At 71.8% G+C, this 19,605-nt stretch carries 17 protein-coding genes; 10 read left to right on the top strand and 7 right to left on the bottom strand.

The genetic code is table 11. The features are described 5' to 3' along the window. Positions 1–102 precede the first annotated feature (102 nt). Both MHO01S_RS06915 and MHO01S_RS06910 read left to right on the top strand, forming a co-directional pair. Entirely contained in the window at positions 103–936 is an 834-nt protein-coding gene (locus tag MHO01S_RS06915) for a purine-nucleoside phosphorylase (protein WP_060960976.1), read from the top strand. Further along, complete coding sequence (locus tag MHO01S_RS06910; protein WP_061782050.1) at positions 933–2,624, top strand: phospho-sugar mutase; 1,692 nt, start codon at positions 933–935, stop codon at positions 2,622–2,624. The genes MHO01S_RS06915 and MHO01S_RS06910 overlap by 4 nt, the downstream gene beginning before the upstream one ends. A 123-nt stretch (positions 2,625–2,747) precedes the next feature. Here the strand turns inward: MHO01S_RS06910 and MHO01S_RS06905 are convergent, their stop codons facing one another. Further along, positions 2,748–4,673 carry a BglG family transcription antiterminator gene (locus MHO01S_RS06905; RefSeq protein ID WP_082808044.1) on the bottom strand — a complete coding sequence of 642 codons (1,926 nt, stop codon included), beginning with the start codon at positions 4,671–4,673 and terminating at the stop codon, positions 2,748–2,750. Positions 4,674–4,782: 109 nt separating this feature from the next. On the opposite strand from MHO01S_RS06905, the gene MHO01S_RS06900 reads away from it, so the two are divergent. The 8 genes from MHO01S_RS06900 to MHO01S_RS06865 all read left to right on the top strand — a co-directional run bounded on the left by MHO01S_RS06900 (position 4,783) and on the right by MHO01S_RS06865 (position 12,507). Continuing rightward, entirely contained in the window at positions 4,783–5,127 is a 345-nt protein-coding gene (locus MHO01S_RS06900) for a PTS sugar transporter subunit IIB (protein ID WP_060960978.1), read from the top strand. Then, entirely contained in the window at positions 5,124–5,399 is a 276-nt protein-coding gene (locus tag MHO01S_RS06895; RefSeq protein ID WP_060960979.1) for an HPr family phosphocarrier protein, read from the top strand. The genes MHO01S_RS06900 and MHO01S_RS06895 overlap by 4 nt, the downstream gene beginning before the upstream one ends. A 20-nt stretch (positions 5,400–5,419) precedes the next feature. Next, complete coding sequence (ptsP, locus tag MHO01S_RS06890) at positions 5,420–7,084, top strand: phosphoenolpyruvate--protein phosphotransferase (RefSeq protein ID WP_082808043.1); 1,665 nt, start codon at positions 5,420–5,422, stop codon at positions 7,082–7,084. 32 nt (positions 7,085–7,116) lie between these two features. Beyond that, complete coding sequence (locus MHO01S_RS06885) at positions 7,117–8,787, top strand: PTS mannitol transporter subunit IIBC (protein ID WP_060960980.1); 1,671 nt, start codon at positions 7,117–7,119, stop codon at positions 8,785–8,787. A 130-nt stretch (positions 8,788–8,917) separates the two neighbouring features. Then, on the top strand, positions 8,918–9,355 hold the full coding sequence (locus tag MHO01S_RS06880; RefSeq protein WP_060961040.1) for a PTS mannitol transporter subunit IIA: 438 nt from the start codon (positions 8,918–8,920) through the stop codon (positions 9,353–9,355). After that, positions 9,355–10,503, top strand: a complete 1,149-nt coding sequence (locus tag MHO01S_RS06875; RefSeq protein WP_061782049.1) for a mannitol-1-phosphate 5-dehydrogenase — start codon at positions 9,355–9,357, stop codon at positions 10,501–10,503. The genes MHO01S_RS06880 and MHO01S_RS06875 overlap by 1 nt, the downstream gene beginning before the upstream one ends. Before the next feature lie 45 nt (positions 10,504–10,548). After that, complete coding sequence (locus tag MHO01S_RS06870) at positions 10,549–11,298, top strand: alpha/beta hydrolase (protein ID WP_060960982.1); 750 nt, start codon at positions 10,549–10,551, stop codon at positions 11,296–11,298. A 294-nt stretch (positions 11,299–11,592) separates the two neighbouring features. Beyond that, a complete protein-coding gene (locus MHO01S_RS06865; RefSeq protein WP_174524667.1) occupies positions 11,593–12,507 on the top strand; it encodes a hypothetical protein in 915 nt (304 codons plus the stop codon). A gap of 60 nt (positions 12,508–12,567) precedes the next feature. Here the strand turns inward: MHO01S_RS06865 and MHO01S_RS06860 are convergent, their stop codons facing one another. From MHO01S_RS06860 to MHO01S_RS06835, 6 genes are read right to left on the bottom strand one after another with little or no spacing between them, the layout of a single operon-like run. After that, a complete protein-coding gene (locus MHO01S_RS06860; protein ID WP_060960983.1) occupies positions 12,568–13,683 on the bottom strand; it encodes an adenosine deaminase in 1,116 nt (371 codons plus the stop codon). 42 nt (positions 13,684–13,725) lie between these two features. Then, positions 13,726–15,033, bottom strand: coding sequence for a thymidine phosphorylase (locus MHO01S_RS06855; protein WP_060960984.1), 1,308 nt, complete (start codon positions 15,031–15,033; stop codon positions 13,726–13,728). Beyond that, complete coding sequence (locus MHO01S_RS06850; RefSeq protein ID WP_060960985.1) at positions 15,030–15,431, bottom strand: cytidine deaminase; 402 nt, start codon at positions 15,429–15,431, stop codon at positions 15,030–15,032. The genes MHO01S_RS06855 and MHO01S_RS06850 overlap by 4 nt, the downstream gene beginning before the upstream one ends. 8 nt (positions 15,432–15,439) lie before the next feature. Beyond that, on the bottom strand, positions 15,440–16,735 hold the full coding sequence (locus MHO01S_RS06845) for an ABC transporter permease (protein WP_060960986.1): 1,296 nt from the start codon (positions 16,733–16,735) through the stop codon (positions 15,440–15,442). After that, positions 16,732–18,063, bottom strand: a complete 1,332-nt coding sequence (locus MHO01S_RS06840) for an ABC transporter permease (RefSeq protein WP_060960987.1) — start codon at positions 18,061–18,063, stop codon at positions 16,732–16,734. Before MHO01S_RS06840 ends, MHO01S_RS06845 begins: the two co-directional genes overlap by 4 nt. Continuing rightward, complete coding sequence (locus MHO01S_RS06835; RefSeq protein ID WP_060960988.1) at positions 18,060–19,574, bottom strand: ABC transporter ATP-binding protein; 1,515 nt, start codon at positions 19,572–19,574, stop codon at positions 18,060–18,062. The genes MHO01S_RS06840 and MHO01S_RS06835 overlap by 4 nt, the downstream gene beginning before the upstream one ends. Between the last annotated feature and the right edge of the window lie 31 nt (positions 19,575–19,605).

The following is a 19,605-nucleotide window of genomic DNA, read 5'->3' as shown; positions in this document are numbered from 1 at the left end:
CATTCTCTCAGGCGCCGGCATCCGGAATGTCGCCCGCCGGCGACGGGGCCGGCTGCGGCGGAGCGAGTGGCCCGGGGCGGTCCGTGTTCCTAGAGTGGGAGGATGTCCGACATGAACAGCAATCCGCTCGACGATCCCGCCGCCGACCCCTTCGAGATCGCGGCGCGCGCCGCGGGCGACATCGCCCGCCTCACGGGCGTCGAGCACCACGACATCGCCCTCACGCTCGGCAGCGGCTGGGGCAAGGCCGCCGACCTCGTGGGCGAGACGACCGCGACCGTTCCGGCCACCGAGATCACGGGGTTCAGCGCACCGGCGCTGGCCGGACACGTCGGATCGATCCGCAGCATCCTCACGCCGACCGGCACGCGCGTGCTCGTCATCGGGGCCCGCACCCACTACTACGAGGGCCACGGCGTACGTCGCGTCGTGCACAGCGTCCGCACCGCGGCGGCGACCGGCGCGAAGACGATGGTGCTCACCAACGGCGCCGGCGGCATCAAGCAGACGTGGACGCCGGGAACCCCCGTGCTCATCAGCGACCACATCAACCTCACGGCGGACTCGCCCCTGGAGGGCGCGACCTTCATCGACCTCACCGACCTGTACTCCTCGCGCCTGCGCGAGATCGCCCGCAGCGTCGACCCGACCCTCGACGAGGGCGTCTACTGCCAGTTCCGCGGACCGCACTACGAGACGCCGGCCGAGGTGCAGATGGCGAAGGCGATCGGCGGCCACATCGTCGGCATGTCGACGGCCCTGGAGGCCATCGCCGCCCGGCAGGCGGGCATGGAGGTACTCGGCTTCTCGCTCATCACGAACCTCGCCGCCGGCATCCAGAAGACCCCGCTCAGCCACGCCGAGGTCATCGAGGCCGGCCAGGCCGCCGAGCCGGTGATCTCCGCCCTGCTCGCCCGCGTGATCGGTCGGCTGTGAGCGGGGCGGATGCCGCGGGCACCGCGGTCCTCGACGCGGCCCGCGCCTGGCTCGCCCAGGATCCCGACCCCGAGACCCGCGCCGAGCTGACCGCGCTGCTGGACGCCGCCGCGGCGGGGGATGCCGCGGCATCCGCCGATCTGGCCGACCGCTTCGGCGCGCGCCTGCAGTTCGGCACGGCGGGGCTGCGCGGGCGTCTGGGCGCCGGCAGCAACCGCATGAACCGCGTGCTCGTCTCGCAGGCCGCGGGCGGCTTCGCCGCGTACCTGCGGGAGAAGGCCGGCCCCGACGCGGCACCGCTCGTCGTGATCGGCTACGACGGCCGCCGCAACTCCGACGTGTTCGCGCGCGACTCCGCCGAGCTGTTCGCGGGAGCGGGGCTGCGCGCGGTGCTGCTGCCGCGGATGCTCCCCACGCCCGTGCTGGCGTTCGCCGTGCGTCACCTCGGCGCCGCCGCCGGCGTGATGGTCACGGCCTCGCACAACCCGCCGGACGACAACGGCTACAAGGTGTACCTGGGCGGCGCGGACGAGGGGTCGCAGATCGTCTCCCCCGCCGACGCCGAGATCGCGGCGCACATCGACCGCGTCGCCGCCGGCGCGGCGGTGCCCGACCTGCCGCGCGGAACGTACGAGATCGCCGAGGAGAGCGTCGTCGAGGCATATGTCGCCGCGACCGCAGCGGTCGCACCCGCGACGGCCGGCGCGGCCGGGATGACCTGGGTCTACACGGCGATGCACGGCGTCGGCTCCGAGACGCTGCACGCCATCCTCGAGCTCGCGGGATACCCGCGGCCGACGGTCGTCGAGGCGCAGATCGCTCCGGACGGCCGCTTCCCCACCGTCGCGTTCCCCAACCCGGAGGAGCCGGGTGCGATGGACCTCGCGTTCGAGACGGCACGGGCGGCGGATGCCGAGTTCGTCATCGCCAACGACCCCGACGCCGACCGTCTCGCGGTCGCCCTCCCCGACCCGTCCGCGGACGGCGGGTGGCGGGCGCTCACCGGCAACGAGATCGGGCTGCTGCTCGGCTGGCGCGCGGCCGCCCGGGCGGCCGAACGCGGGGAGACGGGGTCGCTCGCGTGCTCGCTCGTCTCCTCTCCCGGACTGCATGCGGTCGCCGAGCACTACGGACTGGATTTCCACGCGACCCTCACCGGTTTCAAGTGGATCTCCCGCGCTCCCGGCATCCTCTTCGGGTTCGAGGAGGCCCTGGGCTACCTCGTCAACCCGGAGACGGTGCGCGACAAGGACGGCATCTCGGCGGCGATCGCGATCCTCGGCATGATCGCCGAGGCGCGCGAGCGGGGCGAGGGGCTGGGCGATCTGCTGCGGCGCTTCCAGGACACGTTCGGCTTCTTCGCCTCGGGCCAGGTCTCGCTGCGCGTCGACGACCTGTCGGTCATCGGGCGCATCATGTCCGCTCTGCGCGCCGCCCCGCCGACACGGCTCGGGGAGGTCGCGGTCGAGCGGATCGATGATCTGCTGACGGGCGTCGACGGGTTCCCGCCCGGCGACGTGCTCCGCCTCTGGCTCGACGACGGCTCGCGACTGATCGTGCGCCCGAGCGGCACCGAGCCCAAGCTGAAGGCGTACCTCGACGTGCGCGGCACGTCGGCCGCCGACGCCCAGGCCCGCCTCGCCGCCCTCGACGCCGCCACCCGCGCCCTCATCGCCGCCCGCTCCTGACTCCCGCGAGCCGCCATCCCCCGTGCGAGCCGCCACGCCCCGGGCGGGCCGCGCCATGGCGGCCCGGCCGGGTCGTGGCGGCTCGCGGGAGGGCGGAGGGAGAAGAAGAAGAAGAGGGGAGAGCTAGCCGTCTACGACGGCGACGAGCTCGTCCAGGAAGGGGGTGAAGGTGGTGCCGCGGCGGACGATGCGCTGCACGCTGTCGCGTTCGCTGAACACCTCGACGAGCTGCTCGAACACGGTCTGGAACGCCTCGCGGTCGCTCTCCGAGAAGGCGACCATCGCGATCACCTGCACACGCCCCTCGCCCCACGCCATCGACGGGTCGGCGATCGCGACGGCGATCGCCGTGCGGGTCGCGGTCATCCCGATCGCGTGCGGCACGGCCAGCGCGTCGGTGAACGCGGTCGATGACAGACGCTCCCGCTCGAGGGTGCGCGTGACGTAGTCGTCGTCGATCACGCCCTGCGCGACCAGCCGGGCGCCGAGGTCGCGGATGACGCTCTCCTCGTCGGCATCCGCATCGACCCGCCCCACGAAGGCGTCGGCCGAGAAGTAGCGCCCGAGCTCGTCGCGAAGCCGGGCCAGACGCCGTCCCCGCCGCACGCGCCCCGCCGCGGCCTGCACCCGCTCGATGTCCGACTCGGTGAGGAACGGCTGGATGCGCACGATGCCGTCGCCCGCGAAGGGCGGGTCGATCGTGGTCAGGATGAGGTCGGTGTGGATCGCGCTCCAGTCGGGATCGGCTCGCGTGTCGACGCCGACGACGTCGACCGACTGGCCGAGGGAACGGTCGACGCTCGAGCGCAGCAGCTCGTGCAGCTCGTAGTACCCGGGGCACACGATGGTCGCCGTCAGCACCGTCCCGGCGTGCCGGCTGCGCTCCAGCTGTCCTCCGACGTGCATCGCGATGTAGGCGATCTCGTCGTCGAGAAGCGGGATGCCGAGGAGCCCCCGCAAGCCGTCGGCGATGAAGACCGCGACCTCGAAGATCATCGGATAGGTCGCCTTGAGCGATCGGGTGAGGGGGTTGCGCGACCATGCCTGCTCCTGGGCGCGCAGTCGCAGGTTCTGCACGTGCAGCGCGAGACGCAGCACGAAGTCCTCGTGCTCGATGTCGACGAGGAACTCCGCCGCCGCACGGTGCACCACGTCGCGGACGGCGCTCTCGACGTCGGGCTGCAGCCCGGCGCGGGTGACGGATGCCGCTTCACCCGGACCCGGCGCCACGACACGGCCGAGGACGAGCGCGGCGAGGTGGCGGCGGTCGCCCGCGCCGAGCCGCAGCCCGAGGTGGTGGCCGCACAGCGCGTCGAGCAGGTCGCCCACCTGCTCCTGTGCCGGTGTGGCCGCGTCGACCGCGGCGGTCTCGAGGGCACAGTCGTGGGCCACGCGGTCGGCGGTGATCGCGACGTGCATCATGACGTCGCCGATGCCGAACTCGTTGACGAAGAAGCCGAGGTCGCGCAGCCCCGCCACGAGGTCGGCCTTGAAGGGACCGAACACCGCTTCGCCGATGGACCCCGCGCCCAGGCTGCGCCGGAGCGCGTCGAGGTCGAACGCGCCGTCGTCGGTCTCGTCGTGGGCGAGCCGGCTGAGCAGACGGCGCTGGGCCATCTCCGTGCCGCGCAGGCGCGCGCGCGAGCCGGTGCGTTCGAGGGTCAGCTCGGTGTCGCCCAGCAGGGCGCGGACGCGGGCGAGATCGCCCTCCAGGGTCGCCGGACTCACGTGGAACCCGTCGGCCGTCTCGTACACGTCGATGCCCTCACGACCCGACAGCAGGCTCCGCACCAGCCGATGGACGCGCTCGCGCGGCGTCGCGGTGTCGACGGCGGCACGCAGCGCGAGCGGCGCCTCGGCGCCCGCACGGTAGCCGAGCGGCCCCGACTCCACGACCCCTCCGCCGGGGACGCGGGCGTTCAGGGCCGTGACGTAGCTGCGGATGCTGCGCGGCGTGACGCCAACGATGTCGGCCAGCTCGCCGGCGGTCAGCCAGTCGCCCTCCCGCGCGAGGAGCGCGATGACACGGTCCTGTCGCGCTCTGCTCACGTGTTCCAGTCAACCATGCCCACCGTCGGGTGTTTCCGCCCCCGCGGAAACAGGTGTGGTTGTCGCCTCCCAGGCCTTTCACAAGAATGGCGGAGAAGGAGGCGGATCGATGAGGATCCTCGTTGTGTGCGGCGCGGGAGCGTCGAGCACGTTCGTGGCGCAGCGTGTCCGACACGCGGCGCAGGCGGCCGGGCGCGAGCTCAGCGCCGTCGCCGGCACCGAGCAGTCGCTCCCGATCGACATCGCTGCCGCAGACGTCGTGCTCGTGGGCCCCCACCTGCAGGACAGCCTGGACCGCATCCGTCGCGAAGCGGAGACGCGTCGCGCGCGGGTCGTCCTCCTTCCCCCCGACATCTACAGCGACCTCCACGGCACGCGCACCCTCGCGCTCGTCGACGAGGTGCTGGCGACCGGCCGAGAACAGACCGCCCCGACGGAGAGGAACCCCGCATGAGCACCGTGACCCGCACGATCCGCATCGGATCGTCCAATGGATTGCACGCCCGCCCGGCCAAGCTCTTCGCCCAGGCCGTCAAGGACTCGGGCCTGTCCGTGACCATCTCGAAGGGCTCGGGCGCGCCGGTCAACGCCGCCAGCATCCTCGGCGTCATCTCGCTGGGCGCCGAGAAGGGCGACTACGTCACCCTGGCCGCGGAGGGCGACAGCGCGAACGCCGTGCTCGACACCCTGGCCGAGCTGCTCACGACCGACCACGACGAGAACTGAACCGAAAGAGAGATCTGAAGATGAGCGAACTGCGTGGAGTGGGTATCGGACTGGGCGTCGCACAGGGCCCCGTGGCCCGCATGGCGGACCCGCTGCCGGCCCCCGCGGACGTCCCCAGCACCCTCACCCCCGACGAGGAGCTCGCCCGCGTGCGCGAGGCGGTCGCGGCGGTGGCCCGCGAGCTGGAGGACCGCGGTTCGAAGGCCGGCGGCCTCGCCCGCGACGTCCTGGAGGCGCAGGCGATGATGGCCGAGGACCCGACGCTCGACGCGGAGGTCTCCACGCGGGTGAACGCCGGCAAGACCGGCGAGTTCGCCGTCCACGAGGCGTTCGCGAGCTTCCGTGACAGCCTGGCCGCGATGGGCGGCTACCTCGGCGAGCGCGCCGCGGACCTCGACGACGTCGCACAGCGGGTCATCGCCCGACTGCGCGGGCTGCCCGCACCGGGCGTCCCCGACCCCGGCCACCCGTTCGTGCTCGTCGCGAAGGACCTCGCTCCCGCCGACACCGCCCTGCTCGACCTCGACCAGGTGCTCGCCCTCGTCACGACCGACGGCGGCCCCACGTCGCACACCGCGATCCTGGCGCGCGAGAAGTCCATCGTCGCCGTCGTCGGCGCCGCCGCGGCGAAGGACCTGGTCGACGGCCAGACCGTCATCGTGGATGCCGCGAAGGGCGTCGTCACGACCGACCCCACCTCGGACGAGCTCGCCCAGGCCCAGCACCGCGCCGACACCCGCGCGGCCGCCGGCTCGGCACCGCTCACCCCGGGCGCGCTGAAGGACGGCCACGCCGTGCCGCTGCTGGCCAACCTCGGCAAGCCGGGCGGGGCCGCTCAGGCCGTCGAGCTGGGCGCCGAGGGCGTCGGATTGTTCCGCACCGAGTTCCTGTTCCTCTCCGCGACACAGGCCCCCACCGTCGAGGAGCAGACCGCGTCGTACACCGAGCTGCTGCAGGCGTTCCCCGGCAAGAAGGTCGTGGTCCGGGCGCTCGACGCGGGCGCCGACAAGCCGCTCGCGTTCCTCAACGACGCGCACGAGGACAACCCGGCGCTGGGGCTCCGGGGCCTGCGCGCCCTCCGCGCGAGCGAGGACATCCTGCGCGAGCAGCTGACGGCCCTCGCCAACGCGGATGCCGCGAGCGACGCGGACCTGTGGGTCATGGCGCCGATGGTCTCGACGGTCGAGGAGACGGAGTACTTCGTCACCCTCGCGAAGGAGTACGGCATCAAGACCGCGGGTGTCATGGTCGAGGTGCCGTCGTCGGCGATCCAGGCCGCGCGGATCCTGCAGCTCGCGGACTTCGCCTCGATCGGCACGAACGACCTCACCCAGTACACGCTGGCCGCCGACCGGCTGCTCGGCTCGGTCGCGTCGTATCAGGACCCCTGGCACCCCGCCGTCCTCCAGCTGATCAAGATGACCGCCGACGGCGGCAAGGCGAACGGCAAGCCGGTGGGCATCTGCGGCGAGGCCGCCGCCGACCCGCTGCTGGCCGTCGTGCTCGTCGGCCTCGGTGCGACCACGCTCTCCATGGCGCCCACGGCGCTCGCGGACGTGCGCGCGTCGCTCCTGCAGTACACCCGCGAGGATGCCGAGCGCATCGCCGCGGCCGCCCTCGCCGCCGATGACGCGGCATCCGCACGATCGGCGGCACAGGCCGCCGCTGAGAACTCCGCCGGCTGACGGCGGAGCACACCCGAAGGGAACACACGACAATGACAACGGCGTCTACGACCTCGACGGGGGTGAACCGCGCGCGCGTCGGCGTGCAGCGGTTCGGCACCTTCCTGTCGGGCATGATCATGCCCAACATCGCGGCATTCATCGCGTGGGGCTTCATCACGATGCTCTTCATCTCCGCGGGCTGGTTGGGCGGCTGGTTCCCCGTCGCCAACCTGCTCGGCGGTTTCGGCGACGCGGCGACCATCAACTGGCAGGGCGCGATGACCGCCCTCGCCCAGGACAAGGACGGCGCGACGTTCACGACGTTCGTCGGCCTGGTCGGCCCGATGGTCACCTATCTGCTGCCCCTGCTGATCGCCAACACCGGCGGTCGGATGGTCTACGGCGAGCGCGGCGGCGTCGTGGCCACGATCGCGACGATGGGTGTCATCGTCGGCACGAACATCCCCATGTTCCTCGGCGCGATGATCATGGGGCCGCTGGCCGCCTGGATCACCAAGCAGATGGACAAGCTCTGGGACGGCAAGATCCGCCCCGGGTTCGAGATGCTGGTGAACAACTTCTCCGCCGGCATCCTGGGCATGCTCCTCGCGATCTTCGGGTTCTTCGCGTTCGGCCCGGTGATGCTGGGCGTGAGCACGTTCCTCGGCGGCATCGTCGGGTGGCTCGTCGACCTCCACCTGCTGCCCGTGCTGTCGGTGATCGTCGAGCCGGCGAAGGTGCTGTTCCTCAACAACGCGATCAACCACGGCGTCTTCACCCCGCTCGGCATCCAGCAGGCGACCGAGGCGGGCAAGTCGATCCTGTTCCTCATCGAGGCCAACCCCGGCCCCGGTGTGGGTCTGCTGCTCGCCTTCACGTTCTTCGGCGTCGGCGCGGCGAAGGCCTCGGCCCCGGGCGCGATCATCATCCAGTTCTTCGGCGGCATCCACGAGATCTACTTCCCGTACGCGCTGAGCAAGCCGATGACGATCCTCGCCCTCATCGCGGGCGGTGCGACCGGTGTCACCACCAACATGATCTTCAACGGCGGCCTCGCCTTCCCGGCGGCTCCGGGCAGCATCATCGCGGTGACCGCGGCGGCGCTGACCCCCGAGGCCGGCGGCGTCGGCAACCTCCTCGTGGTCTACCTGTCGGTGGTCCTCGCGGCGGCGGTGACCTTCCTCGTGACCGGCGTCATCCTGCGGGCCTCGCGCAAGCGCGACCTCGCGGCCGAAGCGACCTCCAGCGCCTCCTTCGAGGCGGCCATAGCGCAGACCGAGGCGAACAAGGGCAAGAGCTCGGCGACGCTCGCGAACCTGCGTGCGGGTGCCGCGTCGAACGCGGGGCTCGAGGGCGACACGTCGACGCTCGCCGCCGACCGCGCCGCCGACGCCGTCGCGACGGGGACGCTGGCCCCCACCGGTCGGGTGACGAACATCGTGTTCGCCTGCGACGCCGGCATGGGCTCCTCGGCGATGGGCGCGAGCGTGCTGCGCAACAAGATCAAGAAGGCCGGCGTCGACGACGTCTCGGTCACCAACAAGGCGATCGCGAACCTCGACGGCAGCGAGGACCTCGTCATCACCCAGCAGCAGCTGACCGACCGCGCCCGCGGGCGCACACCGAACGCGACGCACGTCTCGGTGGACAACTTCATGAACTCGCCGAAGTACGACGAGGTCGTGGACCTGGTCGTGCGGCAGCACGAGAACGGGGCCTGAACGCGTCAGACCCCCGCGACCGCCGCGGGGACGGCAGGCGTGATGCCCCGTCCCCGCGGCTCTCGCCCGATACATGATCGCCCCGGCATACGATGACCGGGACGACGACACGAACAGAGACGAGGACGACATGTCACGCGACGTACTGAACGCCGGCCAGGTCCGGATCCACCCCGGATCGGTCACCAAGGAGGAAGCCATGCGCGAGGCGGCCGACATCCTCGAAGCCGCCGGGGCGGTCACCGACGCCTACTTCGATGCGATGCGCCAGCGCGAGCAGACCGTGTCCACCTACATGGGCAACGAGCTGGCCATCCCCCACGGCACGAACGAGACGAAGGATGCGATCCTCGCCTCCGCGCTGTCGTTCGTCCGCTACGACGGCGGCGTGGACTGGGACGGCGAGAAGGTCAGCTTCGTGGTCGGCATCGCCGGCAAGGGCGACGAGCACCTCGACATCCTGTCGCAGATCGCCCTCATCTTCTCGGAGGACGAGGAGGTCGCCCGGCTGAAGGCCGCCGGCAGCCCCGAGGAGCTCTTCGGGCTCCTGGCATCGGTGAACGACTGATGAAGGCCGTCCACTTCGGCGCCGGCAACATCGGCCGCGGCTTCGTGGGCCTCCTCCTGCACGAGGGCGGCTACGAGCTCGTGTTCTCGGATGTCGCGGCATCCCTCGTCGACGCCATCAACGCGGCCGACGAGTACACCGTCCACGAGGTGGGCGACGGCGGCCGCGACACCGTGGTGACCGGCTTCCGCGCGATCGACAGCGCGAACGACGCCCAGGCGCTCATCGACGAGATCGCGACGGCCGACGTCGTGACGACCGCGGTCGGCCCGACGATCCTCCGCTTCGTCGCCCCGCACATCCTCGCGGGACTCGCCCTGCGCGACCCCGCGTTGCCGCCGCTTCAGGTCATGGCGTGCGAGAACGCGATCGGCGCCACCGACACGCTGCGCGACGAGATCCGGGCGCAGGCCGCCGACGCCTGGGATGCGATCTCGGGACGCGCGGTCTTCGCCAACACCGCAGTGGACCGCATCGTGCCGGCCCAGCCGGAGGGGGCGGGGATCGACGTGACCGTCGAGCCCTTCTTCGAGTGGGCGATCGAGCGCCCGCCGTTCGGCGACGACCCGCCGCACATCCCCGGGGCGCATTTCGTGGACGACCTCGCGCCGTACATCGAGCGCAAGCTGTTCACCGTGAACACCGGCCACGCCGCCACCGCGTACTTCGGCGCCCAGGCCGGCGTCGACAAGATCTCCGACGCACTGGCCGAGCCGGTCATCGCCGCGAAGGTCGCCGCCGCTCTCGAGGAGACCTCGGCGCTGCTGGTGGCCGTCCACGGCTGGGATGCCGCGGACCTCGCCGACTACCGGGCGACGATCCTCCGTCGGTTCGCCAACCCGGCCCTGCCCGACACGGTCGGCCGCGTCGGACGCCAGCCGCTGCGCAAGCTGTCGCGCCACGAGCGTTTCGTCGGTCCGGCCGCCGCGGCGGCGGAACGAGGGCTGTCGACGTCGGCGCTCGTCGCGGCGATGGCCGCCGCCCTCGAGTTCGACGTCGCCGACGACGAGCAGTCCGTGGAGCTGCAGCGACGGCTCCGCGAGGAGGACCCCGCGACGTTCACCGCCGGGGTGACGGGCCTCGAGCCCACGCATCCCCTCTTCGCATCGGTCGAGGACGTGGTGCGCGCGCGGCAGGCGCAGCTCTGACCTGACCCGCCGATCGCGCCGGCAGGTCCCGCCTAGACTGGACGCATGACTGCCCGGACCCGCCGCCGCCGCGTGTGGCGGTGGGTCTTCGGCATCCTGGGCGGCCTCGTGGTCGCCGCCGTCGCCGGCGTGCTGGTGTGGAGCCAGGTGGGCGTCATGGCCGCCGAGGCCGAACCACTCGCCGCCGTGCGCGCGGATGAGCGCATCGCCATCAGCGACGACGCCGCCGGGATCGTGCTGGCCCCGGCATCCGGCGCGAGCGGCGAGGGCCTCGTGTTCATCCCCGGTGCCAAGGTCGACCCGTGGGCGTACGCCGCGATCCTGTCCGGGCTGGTCACCGACGACGAACTGACCGTCGTGATCACGAAACCGTGGCTGAACCTGGCGTTCTTCGATCCGCGTTCCCTGTCGACGTTCACCGATCTGGCCCCGGGCGTGGGCAGCTGGCTGGTCGGAGGGCATTCGCTCGGCGGCGTGCGCGCCTGCCAGCTCGCCCCCGATGCCGCCGGACTCGTGCTGTTCGGCTCGTACTGCGCGAACGACCTGTCGCAGTCGGGACTGCCCGTCGTGAGCATCAGCGGCTCCGAGGACGGCTTGTCGACGCCGCAGAAGATCGCCGACGCCCGCCCGAACCTCCCCGCCGACGCCGTGATGGTCGAGATCCCGGGCGCCGCGCACGCGTCGTTCGGCGCCTACGGCCCCCAGGCCGGCGACGGCACCCCGACGGCCACCGCGGCCGAGGTGGAGGCCGTCGTGGTCCCGCAGGTGGGCGAGCTGGCCCGCGCCCTCCGCTGACCCGCCCCTCGAGCCTGGGCGCTCGCCGCCCCTGCCCGGCCCGGCCCGGCGCGGCCTCCCCGCCCCGCCGCGGCCTCCCCGGCCCGGCGCGGCCCGAACTCCTCCATCTCGCGCGGCAACGGCCGCCCGGGGCCGGCACGGCCCCGGAGACGGACCTGCTGGAGGAGTTCGGGCCCGGCAGCGCTCCCGACACCCCTACCTCGAAGTCTCCTCCCCACGGCCGAGCACCGCGGGGCTGTCCACAGATCACGCCGGGGCGCTTCTCCGCGGCGACCGCCGTGGTGCGCTGACGGGATGCCCTCGCCTCGCGACCTCGCATCAGTCCTCCTCCGCAGCCGCAGCTGGACCACCGCGCAGTTGCGTCGGTACGGCTTCGGCAAACGCGATCTGCGCCGCATGGTCGACGGCGGAGCGATCCTTCGCGTGCGGCAGGGACGCTACGTCCCGGCCGACACCGATCCCGCCCTGGTCGCGGCGGCCCGGCTCGGAGCCCGGCTCGGCTGCATCTCGCTGCTGTCGGCGCTCGGCGTCTTCGTGCGCGACACGGCGACCCTGCATGTGCACATCGATCGCGGAGCGAGTCGCCTGCCCCCGCGCGACGCGCGCATCGTCGCGCACTGGCGCGAAGCGGATGCCGACGGCGAGGGCGCGCTGACGGTCGATGTCGTCAGCGCGCTCGTCCAAGCCGTGCTCTGCCAGTCCCCGCGGGATGCCGTGGCCACCCTCGACTCCGCCTGGCACCACGGCCTCGTCGACGAGGGCGGCATCGCCGAGGTGTTCCGGCGCCTCCCCCACCGGCACCGGGCGCTACGCCCTCTTGTCGACCCGCGGAGCGAGGCGGGGACGGAGACCCTCATGCGATTGCTGCTGCGGACGCTCGGTCACGACGTGCAGGTGCAGGTGGAGATCGCCGGCGTCGGCCGCGTCGACCTGCTGGTGGACGGATGGCTGATCGTCGAGTGCGACAGCCGCGGGTTCCATGCGGACTGGGCCGCGCGGCGGCGGGACCTGCGGCGTGACCTCGCGGCGGCGCGACTCGGGTACACCACCGTACGGCCGCTGGCGGAAGACATCCTGTTCGCGTACGACGACCTGGTGGCCGCGATGCGCGACGTGCTCCGTCACCCCCGGGCCGTGTCAGCGCGCGGCGTCCCGAACTCCTCCAGATCGCGGCGCTCACGGCGCCGACCCTCCCCCACCGCCGAATGAACCAAGGGATGGAGGAGTGCGGGCCGGGCGCCGGAGCGCCGCCGAGCCCGCCCCGCGGGGTCAGGCGTCGAAGCCCTCGCCGATGAGCTCGATGAGCTCCTCGCGCTCCTCGACCGAGAGGAACGCCCCCGCGGCGGCGTTGAGCTGGAACGCCTCGAGGTCCTCCAGGCTGTACTCGAACGTCTCCGCGAGCAGCGCCAGCTCGCGCGTCAGCGAGGTCCGGCTCATCGTGCGGTTGTCGACGTTGACCGTCACGGCGAAGCCGAGCTGGTACAGCAGGTCGAACGGGTGGTCCTCCAGGCTCGTGCCCCACGCGGCGATCGCGCCGGTCTGCAGGTTGGACGACGGCGAGAGCTCGAGCGGGATCTCGCGGTCGCGCACCCACCGGGCGAGGTCGCCGAAGGTGACCAGCACCTCCTCGCCCTTCTGCTGCACGACCTCCAGGTCCTCCGCGATGCGCACGCCGTGGCCGAGGCGCAGGGCGCGGCCGTCCAGCAGCGCTGAGCGGATCGAGTCGAGACCCGCGGCCTCGCCGGCGTGCACCGTCACGGGGAAGAACTCCGACGCGAGGTAGTCGAACGCGGCGCGGTGGCGGGACGGGAGGAACCCGTCCTCCGCTCCCGCGATGTCGAAGCCGACGGCGCCGCGCCCGCGGAACGCCACGGCGAGCCGGGCGATCTCCAGCGACCGGTCGGCGTGGCGCATCGCGGTGATCAGCTGGCCGACGCGGATGTCGCGACCCGAGCGGTCGACGGCGTCCTCGCCCTCCTCGATGCCCTCCTGCACGGCTTCGACGGCCTCCTCGAGGCTGAGGCCTCCGCCGAGGTGCTGCTCGGGAGCCCACCGCACCTCGCCGTAGATCACGCCGTCGGCGGCGAGGTCCTCGACGAACTCCTTCGCGACGCGCCGCAGCCCGTCGGCGCTCTGCATGACCGCCGTCGTCAGGTCGAAGGTCTTCAGGTACTCCACCAGCGAGCCGGAGTCGCTCTGGTCCTCGAACCAGTCGGCGAGCTCGTCGGCATCCGTCGACGGGACGTCGAGGCCGATCTCGTCGGCGAGCTCGATGATCGTCTGGGGGCGCAGGGCGCCGTCGAGGTGGTCGTGGAGCGACACCTTCGGGAGCGACCGGATCGAGACGCCTTCGATCTTCGGGTCTGCGTGCGGGTCGATGGCCATGAGGGCTTCCTTCTGGTGGGGTGACGCGGAGGGGGCGACGGGTCAGGCGGTGATGCGCTCGAGGACGATCGGCGCGGATGCCGGGGCGTCCGTTCCGATCTCCCAGGCGCCATCGAGGGCGTCGAGGGCGCGCTCGAAGCGCTTCCCATCATCCGCCAGGAGGGTGAACAACGGCTGACCGGCGGTGATCGGCGCGCCGGGCTTGACGTGCAGGTCGATGCCGGCCGCGTGGACGACCGGGTCCTGGGCGCGCGCACGACCGGCGCCGAGGCGCCACGCGGCGATCCCGAAAGGCAGCGCCTCCAGACGGGTGAGCACCCCGTCGCGCGGCGCCGTGACGGTGTGGGTCTCCCGCGGGGTCGGCAGCGGCGCGTCGGGATCGCCGTCCTGGGCGCGGATCATCTCCCGCCAGGCGTCCATGGCCCGGCCGTCGCGGAGCGCCGCTTCGACATCGGCGTCGGGCTGTCCGGCGAGGGCGAGCATCTCGCGGGCGAGCGCGACGGTCAGCTCGACGATGTCGGCGGGACCGCCGCCGGCGAGCACCTCGACCGACTCCCGCACCTCGTTGGCGTTGCCGATGGCGAGGCCGAGCGGCGTGTTCATGTCGGTGAGCAGCGCCGTGGTCGCAACTCCGGAGTCGGTGCCCAGGGCCACCATGGTGCGGGCGAGCTCGCGCGCCTTGTCGACGTCGCGCATGAACGCGCCGGAGCCGAACTTGACGTCCAGCACGAGCGCGTCGGTGCCCTCGGCGATCTTCTTGGACATGATGCTCGAGGCGATCAGCGGGATGGCCTCGACCGTGCCGGTGACGTCGCGCAGGGCGTACAGCCGCTTGTCCGCCGGCGCGAGGCCGGAACCGGCCGCGCAGATGACGGCGCCGACGTCGCGCAGCTGCGCGAACATCTCCTCGTTCGACAGCGCGGCGCGCCATCCCGGGATGGACTCGAGCTTGTCGAGCGTGCCGCCGGTGTGGCCGAGGCCCCGGCCGGACAGCTGCGGCACGGCGACGCCGAAGGCGGCGACGAGCGGCGCGAGCGGCAGGGTGATCTTGTCGCCGACCCCGCCGGTGGAGTGCTTGTCGACGGTGCGCTTGCCGAGTCCGGCGAAGCTCATCCGCTCCCCCGAGGCGATCATCGCGTCGGTCATGACGCGGATCTCGTCGCGGTTCATGCCGTTGAGCAGCACCGCCATCGCGAACGCGGCCATCTGCGAGTCGGCGACGTACTCACGCGTGTAGGCGTCGATCATCCAGCGCAGGGCGTCTTCGGGCACCGCCCCGCCGTCGCGCTTGGTGCGGATGACGTCGACGGCGTCGAACGGCTCCACGGCGGCATCCGTCGTCGAGCTCATCGCGACACCTCCTCGAGGTCGCGGGGGCCGAACGCGTCGGGCAGCACCTCGTCGATCGTGCGGATGCCGGAGACGGTCTCCAGCAGCATGCCGGGAAGGGCGAACTCGTTGAGCAGCTGGCGGCATCGCCCGCACGGCATGATCGTCTCGCCGTCGTTGTTGACGCACACGAACGCGACGAGCTGGCCGCCGCCGGACATGTGCAGATCGCCGACGAGCGCGCACTCCGCACACAGGCCCACCCCGTAGGACGCGTTCTCGACGTTGCATCCCGACACGATCCGCCCGTCGCTGACGAGCGCCGCGGCGCCCACCCGGTAGCGGGAGTACGGCGCGTAGGCGCGCTGCATCGCGTCGGTGGCGACGGCGCGCAGCTCGTCCCAGTCGATGTCGGTCATGTGAGAGGTCACTCCTTGATATAGGGCTTGCCGGATGCCGCGGGCCCGCGGATCTGGCCGGCGAAGCCGGCGACCGCGAGGATCGTCACGACGTAGGGCAGCATGAGCATGAACTCGCTGGGGATCGGTGTCTTCAGGATCGTCAGCAGGTTCTGCAGGTTGGTCGCGAAGCCGAACAGCAGCGCGGCGAGGGTCGCGCGGATCGGGTCCCAGCGACCGAAGATGACCGCCGCGAGGGCGATGAAGCCGAGTCCGGCGGTCATGTCCTTGCCGAACTGCGGCACCGAGACGAGCGTGAAGTACGCGCCGCCGATGCCGGCGATCGCGCCGGCCAGCGACACGTTCCAGAACCGGGACGTGTTCACCTTGATGCCGACCGTGTCGGCCGCCTGCGGGTGCTCGCCCACCGCGCGCAGGCGCAGGCCCCACCGCGTCCGGTAGAGGCCCCAGGCCACGAGCGGCACCGTCACGAACATGAGGTACACGATGAAGGTCTGGTTGAACAGCACCGGGCCGAGGATCGGGATCTCGCTCAGCACCGGGATCTGGATGCGGCCGAAGCGCTCGGGGGTGTTGAGCTGCTGCTCGTTGGGAGCCAGCAGCGCGCCGTACAGGAAGCCGGTCAGACCGGTCACGAGGACGTTCAGCACGACACCGACGATGACCTGGTCGACGAGGTACTTGATCGCGAACGCCGCGAGCACGAACGAGACGAGCACGCCTCCGACCATGGCCCCGAGCAGCCCGATGAACGGGTTGTGCGTGATGCTGGAGAGCACGGCGGCCGAGAACGCGCCGAGCAGCAGCTGCCCTTCGATCGCGACGTTGACCACGCCCACGCGTTCGCCGATCACACCGCCGAGCGCACCGAAGACGAGGGGCACCGAGAGCGAGACGGCGCCGAACAGCAGGCTCGAGACGGGCACGAACCCGTCGGCGGCGGCCCACACCAGGAACGCCACGACGCCGAGGACGCCGAACGCGATCGTCAGCCACAGGGACGGACGCCGGTAGGTCCATGCCCGCCAGGCCGCACCGAGGGTCAGCACGATCAGCACGGCCCACAGCGCCCAGGCGGTCGGCGCGGTGGGGACGCCCACGTCGGGCAGGCCGAAGGACTGCGACGGGTCGCCGAGGCGGAAGGTCGAGATGCCGTCGCGCGGCGCCAGGCCGAACAGCGCCGCCAGCAGCACGACGATCACCGCGAGGACGATGGGCGCCTTGAAGTGGCGCTCCCGGACGACGGCCAGCTGGATGGTGCCGTCGCTCTGCTCGATCTGGGCTGCCGGTGTCGAGGCGCTCATGCGGCCACCGCCTTCTTCGCGGCCTTCGCTCGCGCTTTGGCCGCCTTCTCTGCGTCGGTCTTGGGAAGGAAGAACACGGCGCGCAGCAGCGGCGGCGCCGCGATGAACAGCACGATCAGCGACTGCACGACGAGCACGATGTCCACGGGGATGCCCTGGGCCTGCATCGAGAAGGATCCCGCCTTGAGTGCGCCGAAGAGGATGCCGGCGGCCAGCGTCCCCCACGCGCGGCTGCGCCCGAGGAGGGCGACGGTGATCGCGTCGAAGCCGATGCCGGCGTCGATCGTCGCGCCGAAGCCCGTGGTGACGGTGCCCTGGACCTGGTTCATGGCGGCGAGTCCGGCCAGACCGCCCGCGAAGAGCATCGCGTAGATGTAGAGGCGGTCCACGCTCATGCCCGCGGCCCGGGCGGCGCGCGGGTTCTCGCCGACGGCGCGCAGCCGCAGGCCGAGGCTCGAGCGCTCGATGAGCCACCACACGAACACGGTGGCCGCGAGCACCACGACGAAGCCCCAGTCCAGCTGCGGGAAGAGCGGGCCGAGGAGGTCGGGGAACTGCGCGGAGGCGGGCGTGGGCCTCGTCTGCGGCTGGTTGGTGCCGGGCGCCTGCAGCAGCCCGGGCGTGCGCGTCATCCAGAGCAGGAGGTAGAACGCGACGTAGTTGAGCATGATCGTGAGGATCACCTCGTGCGCCCCGGTCTTGGCCTTCAGCAGGCCCACGAGGCCGCCCCAGAGCGCACCGCCGACGATGCCGGCGAGCAGCGTGAGGGGAAGGTGCAGCCACATCGGCAGATCGAGGTTGAAGGCGAACAGGCCGGCGAAGATCGCACCGACGAGCATCTGACCGCGTGCGCCGATGTTGAACAGTCCCGCACGGAAGGCGAGAGCGACGCCGAGGCCGGCCGCGATGAGCGGCGTCGCGAACCCGAGCGAGTTGGTCAGGGGGCGGATCTGCGCCGCGAAGTCGGCGCCGCGGGCGTTGAACACGGCACCCCGGAAGAGCGCCTCGTAGCCGTTGTAGACGGCCTGCCAGATCGCGACGAGGGTGTCGCCGGGCCGCGCGAAGAAGTAGGAGGATGCCGCCTGCACGTCCTTGTTGGTCACGGCGATGAGGATGCCGCCGACGATCATGGCGAGCACGATGGCCAGGAAGGTCGTCACCGCGCTGCCGCGCAGCAGCTCCTTGAGGAAGACTCCCGACCGCGTCGGAGGGAACTCCTCTCCCTCGCGGGGTGCGGGCTCGCCGGTCAGCGGACCGGTCGCGCGGGGCAGCTCGGCGTCGCCGTGCGGCGCGCCCGTGCCGTCGTTGATGGGCGTCGATCCGCTCATGCGGCCACCTCCGGGTCGTGTGCTCCGGCCATCATGAGACCGAGGGTGTCGCGGGGCGTGTCACCGGGGACGACGCCGACGATCGTGCCGCGATACATCACGGCGATGCGGTCGGCGAGCGCGCTGACCTCGTCCAGCTCGGTGGAGACGACGATGACGGGGATGCCGGAATCGCGCGTCTCGATGATGCGACGGTGGATGAACTCGATCGAGCCGACGTCGACACCGCGGGTCGGCTGGGCGACGACGAGCAGGCGGAGCTCGCGGCTCATCTCCCGGGCGATGACGACCTTCTGCTGGTTTCCGCCCGAGAGGGTGCCGGCGAGGGTGTCCGGTCCCTGCGTGCGGATGTCGTACTCCTGGATGCGGTCGCGGGCGAACGCGTCGATCGCGCCCCGGCGCAGCGTGCCGGCGGCGGCGAAGGCCGACTCCGCGGAGCGGTCCAGGATGAGGTTCTCGGCGACGGAGAACCCGCCGACGAGGCCGTCCTCCTTGCGGTCTTCGGGGACGAACCCGACGCCTTCGTCGAGGATCGCACGGACGTTCTTGCCGACGAGTTCGGTGCCGTCGAGGCTGATGGAGCCCTCGACGCGGGCGGCCAGCCCGACGATCGCCTCGACGAGCTCGGTCTGCCCGTTGCCCTGGACGCCGGCGACGGCGAGCACCTCACCGGGACGCACCTCGAGGTCGACGTCGTCGACGACGATCGCACCGGATGCCGTGAGCACGCGCAGCCCGCGCACGCTCAGCCCGCCTTCGCGCGTTTGCGGCGCCTCCTTGTGCACGGTCAGCTCGACGGCGCGTCCGACCATGAGGGAGGCGAGCTCGGCGTTCGTCGCGGTGGGCGACGCCTCGCCGACGACCTTGCCGAGGCGGATGACGGTGATGCGGTCCGCCACTTCGCGGACCTCACGCAGCTTGTGGGTGATGAAGACGATGGAGGTGCCCTCGTCGCGCAGCTGGCGCATGATCGCCATCAGCTCGTCGGTCTCCTGGGGAGTCAGCACGGCGGTCGGCTCGTCGAACACGAGCACCTTCGCGTCGCGCGAGAGCGCTTTGATGATCTCGACGCGCTGCTGCACGCCGACGGGGAGGTCGCCCACGAGGGCATCGGGGTCGATCTCGAAGCCGAAGCGCTGCGCGACGCTGCGCACGTGCGCACGGGCGGCGTTGAGGTCGAGGCGGCCGAAGGCCTTGGTGTCCTCGTGGCCGAGCATGACGTTCTCGGCGACGGTGAAGACGGGGATGAGCATGAAGTGCTGGTGGACCATGCCGATGCCCGCGGCCATGGCGTCGCCGGGGCCGCGGAAGTGCTGCGCCTGGTCGTCGAGGAGGATCTCGCCCTCGTCGGCGCGATAGAGGCCGTACAGCACGTTCATGAGCGTGGACTTGCCGGCGCCGTTCTCGCCGAGGAGCGCGTGGATCTCCCCGGATTCGACCACGAGATCGATGTGGTCGTTGGCGACGAGGCTGCCGAATCTCTTCGTGATCCCGCGGAGCTCGAGCTTCATAGATGCACCCTACCTGGGTCGGAATTTCTGG

The sequence above is a fragment of the Microbacterium hominis NBRC 15708 genome (assembly GCF_001592125.1).
Classification (GTDB): Bacteria; Actinomycetota; Actinomycetes; order Actinomycetales; family Microbacteriaceae; genus Microbacterium; species Microbacterium hominis.
Note: the sequence above shows the minus strand (reverse complement) of the source record. Positions and strands in the feature narration are given on the sequence as shown.